The sequence below is a fragment of the Bradyrhizobium sp. P2_E8 genome (genome assembly GCF_056403875.1).
Genome location: NZ_JBFUES010000393.1, coordinates 1 through 6478, shown reverse-complemented (window position 1 = coordinate 6478; position 6478 = coordinate 1). Strand labels below are relative to the sequence as shown.

General features: G+C 58.6%; 7 protein-coding genes. 4 read left to right on the top strand and 3 right to left on the bottom strand.

Features of this window, described 5'->3' with window-relative positions:
* The first annotated feature begins 241 nt into the window (after nucleotides 1-241).
* Both AC1D00_RS21425 and AC1D00_RS21420 read left to right on the top strand, forming a co-directional pair.
* Entirely contained in the window at nucleotides 242-964 is a 723-nt protein-coding gene (locus AC1D00_RS21425; RefSeq protein ID WP_477012037.1) for a hypothetical protein, read from the top strand.
* Between the two features lie 13 nt (nucleotides 965-977).
* Entirely contained in the window at nucleotides 978-1553 is a 576-nt protein-coding gene (locus AC1D00_RS21420; protein WP_477012036.1) for a GGDEF domain-containing protein, read from the top strand.
* A gap of 1734 nt (nucleotides 1554-3287) precedes the next feature.
* Here AC1D00_RS21420 and AC1D00_RS21415 read toward each other — a convergent pair.
* The 3 genes from AC1D00_RS21415 to AC1D00_RS21405 all read right to left on the bottom strand — a co-directional run bounded on the left by AC1D00_RS21415 (nucleotide 3288) and on the right by AC1D00_RS21405 (nucleotide 5322).
* Nucleotides 3288-3455, bottom strand: coding sequence for a hypothetical protein (locus tag AC1D00_RS21415; RefSeq protein ID WP_167771606.1), 168 nt, complete (start codon nucleotides 3453-3455; stop codon nucleotides 3288-3290).
* A gap of 488 nt (nucleotides 3456-3943) precedes the next feature.
* A complete protein-coding gene (locus AC1D00_RS21410) occupies nucleotides 3944-4543 on the bottom strand; it encodes a hypothetical protein (RefSeq protein WP_477012035.1) in 600 nt (199 codons plus the stop codon).
* Nucleotides 4495-5322 carry a recombinase family protein gene (locus AC1D00_RS21405; RefSeq protein ID WP_477012034.1) on the bottom strand — a complete coding sequence of 276 codons (828 nt, stop codon included), beginning with the start codon at nucleotides 5320-5322 and terminating at the stop codon, nucleotides 4495-4497. Before AC1D00_RS21405 ends, AC1D00_RS21410 begins: the two co-directional genes overlap by 49 nt.
* Before the next feature lie 483 nt (nucleotides 5323-5805).
* Here AC1D00_RS21405 and AC1D00_RS21400 point away from each other — a divergent pair, with 483 nt between their 5' ends.
* Nucleotides 5806-6123, top strand: coding sequence for a co-chaperone GroES (locus AC1D00_RS21400; protein ID WP_477012033.1), 318 nt, complete (start codon nucleotides 5806-5808; stop codon nucleotides 6121-6123).
* A 141-nt stretch (nucleotides 6124-6264) separates the two neighbouring features.
* The coding region (locus AC1D00_RS21395; protein ID WP_477012032.1) for a TCP-1/cpn60 chaperonin family protein at nucleotides 6265-6478 on the top strand (214 nt) is incomplete at its 3' end.

Sequence of the window (6478 nt, the reverse complement as noted above, 5' to 3'; positions counted from 1 at the left end):
GAGCAATACTGACCAGCGCCGAACGCAGCGGAGGTTCCACAGTGGTTCCATCACCGCCCAGCATGGCAACTACCRGTGACTGAGAGTTCTGTCACGCTCCCGCCTGAGTCGAGGCGACGCACCGTGACCCATTGGAGATAGCATATGCACATGAGCACCAATATTGAAGTGCAGGAGCCGCCTACCGCGCTCCGGCTGGTGACGCAGGCTTTCGAGCCTCCTCCTCATTGCCTTCGCCTTGATGCCCGCCCAGTTGATTGCCTATCTGTATTTCTACCAGGCCCCCACGCTAAAATTCGAAGATCACCTGTTCCACGAAATCGCGATCGCCGTCGCCACCCTCGAAGGGTTGTTCGTCACTTATGTGGCCTGGCGTTGCTACAAGTCTTCAGGCGAACCCCTGTTACGTTGGTTGACGGTGGGTTTTCTCGGCTTCGTGCAGATCTACGCGCTGCATGGCGCTTTCACCGGGATGGCTCACCACAATATTTGGCTGTTTCTGCTCTATGGACCGGCATCGCGACTTGCGATGTCGATCCTGCTCTTGGTTGGGCTGCTCTCCTACAACCGGCCGCCAGACGACGTCGAGAAGCGCTCGAATGCGCGAGCGTGGCTGATGTGGATTGCCCTCTTCCTGACGGTGGATCTGATTGTCGCCTGGGTCGCCTATTCCGCCTATGCGGGTCACCCGGCGGTACGCTTGTCACTGGAGGGCGGCGCGCTGTTCTTCTGCGCGCTAAATGTCGTGGTTATGCTATCGCGCCGGATTCGTTCGCCGCTCATGGTGATTTTTGGCGTCTCGGTAACGTGGTTCGGCTTATCGTCGCTTCGCGTTCATTCTGGGGCAACCGTGGAATCATATGTGGTGGCTCGCCCACGCGATTTTTGCCGGCGGGTTCTTCCTGCTGAGCTATGGAGTCGTTCAGGCTTTTCGAACGACTCGCTCATTCTCGACCATCTATAGCCAGGAAGAAATGATGACCCGCCTGGCCCAAGCAATGGCCGGCACCCAGAGTGCGCTGGAAGAGGTGCAGCGGAGCAATCAAAAGCTGGAGCGCCTTTCCACCACCGACCCGCTGACCGGTGCTGGAAATCGCCGCCAGTTCATCGAACACATCGAAACCGAGATCGCGCGGGCCAAACGAAGCGGCGCTCCATTGTCCTTATTGTCGCTCGACCTCGATCATTTCAAGGGAATCAATGACTCACGCGGTCATCTTGTTGGCGATGAGGTCTTGTGCGGATTCGTGCGAAAATGCCTTGAGTCGATCCGCCCGTTTGACGCCGTTGCACGGGTAGGCGGTGAAGAATTCATGGTGTTATTGCCCGGCGCGACGCTCGAAGCGGCTTGCGCGGTTGGCGAGCGTCTTCGCTCGGCCATCCAAAGCAGCGCGTTCGATGTCGGAAACCGGCCGTCGATCGACGTCACCATCAGTATCGGGGTGTCGGAGTTTGGACGCGATGGAGACACCCTTGACGAATTTTTGAGAGTCGCAGACAGGCGGCTCTATCGCGCAAAACATGAGGGGCGCAATTGTGTGATTGCCGCATAGGCCGTCGTTCGTTCGAGCGTCCTGACGGCTTCTTCCCGCTTTGTGCGCATTGCCCCTTCATCCGAAGTTGATCCATAGCGCGCGAGCGGTATTCGCTGTGGACCGGCGACGTTGGCCTAGCCGTCTACCTTTGGGACTGCCTCACAGGTGAGCCTCGTTTCGCGACGGTGGATGTGTTCTGATGACCTTTGCTCCGGTCTTCTCTGTGCGTTTCTATATCCCGGAGCTGAACCCATCGGGCCGCACATTAAGCCAAGTCTGTGGTGTCGGCCGTTGGCCCTTCGCGACGGTTTGGGCGGCGCCCGGTCATGTCCGAAGTTGAGGGTAGACCGGACCTGACTGGCTACCGCCGACACCCGGCGCTGCCTGCCTGGTTGAGGGCAATTGCCCTAATTTGAATCTAGCGGCGACTTAATTCACTAACGACGCGTCAAATTCCTTGGGCATGTGAGCAATACTGACCAGCGCCGAACGCAGCGGAGGTTCCACAGTGGTTCCATCACCGCCCACCACGGCAACTACCGGTGACTGAGAGTTCTGTAACGCTCCCGCCTGACCAAGGCGTGCAACATGCTCCATCATCCCCGAACGCTATGTCCWAYGTGTCGARCAGAAGCGGTGCTGGCTCGGATTACGYCCGGCCMCTTTGGCTTCGATATCCGGACRTTTGAGTGCCCCGCGTGCAAGGACGTCCACCAGCTTGTGGCCGATCTGGCCGATCCGATGGAATCCCCTCGAACTACCGGCTGGCTTCGCGGTCAAYTGCAMGCGCCGACGTAGCAGCTGCACCTTATCCCGTTGGGGTTTCGTATGAGGGCCTTGAATACACGGGCACGGTGCCAATCTCGCGTCCGCTAATTATGGCGATGCGACGCTCAGGATCATCTTCGGGCTTATCAAGTGAAACGCCGATGGCCAGCGTCGCCGCCCTGGTGATTGCAGCAATATCGTCGTCGCAAACAAAGCCCGATGAATCAAAAAGCCCGTGGCCATCCTCAACATCAAAAGCCTCATCCCTTGGCAGCCTCTTTCATACCGGACCTGCCATGTCGCTTAATGGCCTATCAGCGTGGCGCGCCTCGTCGAGGTCCGCTTATTGGGGCACGGCGAGGCTGGCCCGTGGTCAACGATGACGCCTTTGCGCGCGGGGCAGGCCGACCGCTGCAGTGATCAAGGGCCATCGAATCCGCGCGGCCACGCCCGAGGCCTCATCGCAGCCGCTCGAAATTCGGCCGGATCTCGGCGCCGCGCTGGCCGCATTTGGTATAAACAAATTTCGGCTCGATGTCGCTCAGCCGGACATGATCCGGCCAGCCGTCAGCATTTGGCTTTAGTGTGGTGGCCGCAGCGATAGTCGCGGCAATAGATCAGCACCCCGCGCACGTCCATCTCGCGGATCTCGCCGAAGGTTGGCGTGATTCATTAGCGCACGGGATGGGCCGCAAGCCGATCGGGCGCGCGTGGGCACTGATGAACGCTCTGCTATTCCGATAAGGGAGCTATATAGTCCCTGTGCAGGACAGTTGACCTCTTGGCACCATCGAACAGAATTATGATGCCGGTGGTGCGAGGGCTCACTTCGAAAACCGTACCGGTCTTGTTAGCGAAATATGGCAGCCGTTGCCTCCCAAGCTTGCTCATCTTGAAGCGGGCGCCGACGACAAACATGTTGTTCTGCTGGGCATTCATCGCGCTACTCCGCTAGTTCGTTCCGCAATGGCGCGATGCTGGCCGCTACACCGTGTCAGGCCAGTCATCCGGTCTTATACGCTTGGCTTGTTCTTCGGTGAGAAGCTGGACCAACGTTCGGTGACGAGCCTCGTCACGATGCGGGTCAGCTTCGCTGGCGGCGATCAGCTTCTTGTAACGAAGGATGTTTTCGTGATTGATGTAACCTTGCATTGCGCCCTCCCAAAGCTTGAGCAGCGTGGCGCGTGAGGAGTGAAAACACAGCCATTTTCCGATGGGACTAGTGAGGCTGTCTGTTCAAAAGAGAACAGTTTTGATTTCCGGGAACCTAAATCTAGGCGGCGATGTCCGGCTTGCCGGTGGTGGTCGCGCCCCGACCTTTGACCTATCTCAACGTCCCGCGCGCCGCCGGTTTCGACCATCCCGCCCCATGACGAACCGCTGCATGGCACCATCTCCAAGATATGGGTCCTAACCGTTGGCTCTGAGTTCTCGCGAGACTAATACGCAGGTGTCCCGCGTTCTGTTCCGAAGTGAACATATCAAATCAGGCCACCGTGATTCTCAAAACTAGGCCACCGAGTCGAAAAAAGGCCCAGTGCCCCGCCCGGTACTAGTCGAACTAGGCAACTTGCCATTTCAAAACAGGGCACTGAATCATACAATGCCCCCAAGCTGAATGAATGCCTGGTGACGCTGCGCTAGCCCCGGAAAGTGCAATCCCCCGTACTGAGTAGATCGTGCGCCGCACCAGCGAATACAATGGCATCGAAACGTTCTACAAAACGTTCTACATGCTCCGAGGCCAATAACTTCAAGATATTGAGACTATGTGCGAATCTTCTACCAAAAAAGTAGTTTGGCCCCCTAGGGAGCGCCATTTGCGTACAAAACCGCGAACTGTTTTCGCGCATCAGCGAGCCGAAGCGCTCGATTTTCGATGTGTCGATGAGCGTTCTTCGTGATTGGTTATTGATCCGGGCGAGGGCGCGCCGCGCCAGATCTCGATCGGCCTTAAGGTCAGTAAGGCGAGCTTTCAGAACGTCATCGAGATCCGTGATCCCGTCTTCCACCAACGCGTAGAGGCGCCGGAGCTTCTCCTCGGTGGCAGCTACCTGTCGGGACAGTTGGTMGATGCGGTCCTGGACTTCGCCATCGGCTGCCGCCCGCTTCTGAACGATTTCCGCAAGGAGAGCGGTGATGCGATCGGGAACCAACAGACGATCGGCAATATGCCTGGTCACCAACTGGTCTAGCTTGTCCATTGGGATTGACCGACCCTTGCAGGCGGTTTTACCCATACGTGCAACTGCTGAGCAGGAATAGTAGCGATAACCCTGCCGGTTTTCGAGGTTCCGCTACGCATCGTCATGGCGCTGCCGCAACTGGCGCAGTGCGCAAGCCCCATCAGTAGAATCGGTCCCGTGGTCACCCTTGGCGGCGTCGTTCGTGGGTTGCGCGCCACAAGCGTGCGCTGWATTTCCTCAAAGGCGCTCCGCTCGACGATCGGCGCCACCTCCACAGCGATGATTTCCGTGACCGGTTTCTCGCGTCCGGTTTTTGCATGGCGCCGGTTGAAGCGCCACTCGCCGATATAGATCGGATTGGTCAGGAAGCGCGCGCCGAGCCGCGTTCGGACACCGCGCGCGTTCAAGGTCTTGACGATTTCCTTGATACCCAAAGGCCCCCTCCCTTCGTCGCCTTCCAGGTAAAGCTTGAAGATGAGCCGCACCGTCTCTGCTTCAACCGGGTCGACCACGAGGCGCTTCTTCGTCCGGTGGCCACGTTTCTCGACATCCTCGACAGCGTAACCGAGCGGCACGCGAGAGCCGTTGTAGAAGCCTTGGCGAGCGTTCTCCTTCATCGCTCGCAGCACATGCTTAGCATTCTCGCGGCTTTGGTACTTGCCCTGACGTTCAAAGCTGTCCTTGACGCGGGCGAGATGCCGGCTGGGCCGGTAGATGCCGTCGCCCTTGTCGGCGTTGACGGCAATGTTGTGGTCGGCCGACCGGTTCCCAGAGGCGGGAGGAGCTGGGCTGGCAGGTTGTCGCTGAATATGTCGGGCCCGGCGCCTCCGCAATGGACGATCAGCGGGCACCGCGTTGGATAGCGGCGGCAGGAGCTTCGGACGAAAGCGCGGGCTGGGCTTGTGAGCTTCGTGGGAGGGCTTTGCCAGCTTGCGCCATTGGACCGGACCGGCGTCATCCCGTCGAGGCTGACGCGTGCCGCGCGCCCTTTTTTTGCGCTTGGCCTACCTTAGCTTTCAAACGTAGCCCATCTCGAGCATTGAGCCCTCTATCTAAGACTTCAGCAACAGCCTTGCTGCGGATCTCTGAAAAGGACCAGCAACTCAAAGCAGAGAAGAAGATTGCAGAACTCACACCTTTGCATCCCGGCTCCCTAGCCGCCGTTGCCTTGGCAGCTAATTCGCGCTGCTCTCAGAATATCGTTTCGGGTCGGTCTTGTGCGCCCCCAGCGGCGGCTTATGTGCTGATAGCACTCGCTGGCCACGATTGCTATTTCATCCAAAGCAACAACAACAACCAGAAAACAGGAGGACAGCATGAAATTCCGTCCGCTTCACGACCGCGTTGTGGTCAAGCGTATCGACGCCGAAGAGAGGACCTCTGGCGGCATCATCATTCCGGACAGCGCTAAGGAAAAACCCTCGCAGGGCGAGATCACGGCGGTTGGCCGAGGCGGCCGCGACGAAGCCGGCAAGCTGATTCCAATAGGCCTCCAGGTCGGCGACCGCGTGCTGTTCGGCAAGTGGTCCGGTACTGAGGTCAAGCTCGATGGTCAGGAACTGCTGATCATGAAGGAAAGCGACATTATGGGCGTTCTCGTCGATCTGCCTGCCGCCAAGAAGAAGGTTGCCTAAGCACCAGTCAGTTTTCCTCGTCCTGAGCCGTCGGCGCAGCCGGCGTCTCGCAGGATGAGGCCCGCAAGTTCAAATCCCGCTCCTTAAGAGCTCGCCCAGGCGCGATCATTGGGATCTGACCAGTCGAAAACGGAGATCATGATGTCGGCCAAAGAAGTCAAATTCGGCGTAGATGCCCGCGACAAGATGTTGCGCGGTGTCGAAATTCTCAACAACGCGGTCAAGGTCACGCTCGGCCCCAAGGGCCGCAACGTCGTGCTCGACAAGTCGTTCGGCGCTCCCCGCATCACCAAGGACGGCGTCACCGTCGCCAAGGAGATCGAGCTCGAGGACAAGGAGATCGAGCTCGAGGACA

Excerpts from the sequence above, each read along its gene's own strand:
- AC1D00_RS21425 (WP_477012037.1), top strand. The coding sequence starts at position 242 with ATGCCCGCCCAGTTGATTGCCTATCTGTATTTCTACCAGGCCCCCACG.
- AC1D00_RS21420 (WP_477012036.1), top strand. The coding sequence starts at position 978 with ATGACCCGCCTGGCCCAAGCAATGGCCGGCACCCAGAGTGCGCTGGAA.
- AC1D00_RS21415 (WP_167771606.1), bottom strand. The coding sequence starts at position 3,455 with ATGCAAGGTTACATCAATCACGAAAACATCCTTCGTTACAAGAAGCTG.
- AC1D00_RS21400 (WP_477012033.1), top strand. The coding sequence starts at position 5,806 with ATGAAATTCCGTCCGCTTCACGACCGCGTTGTGGTCAAGCGTATCGAC.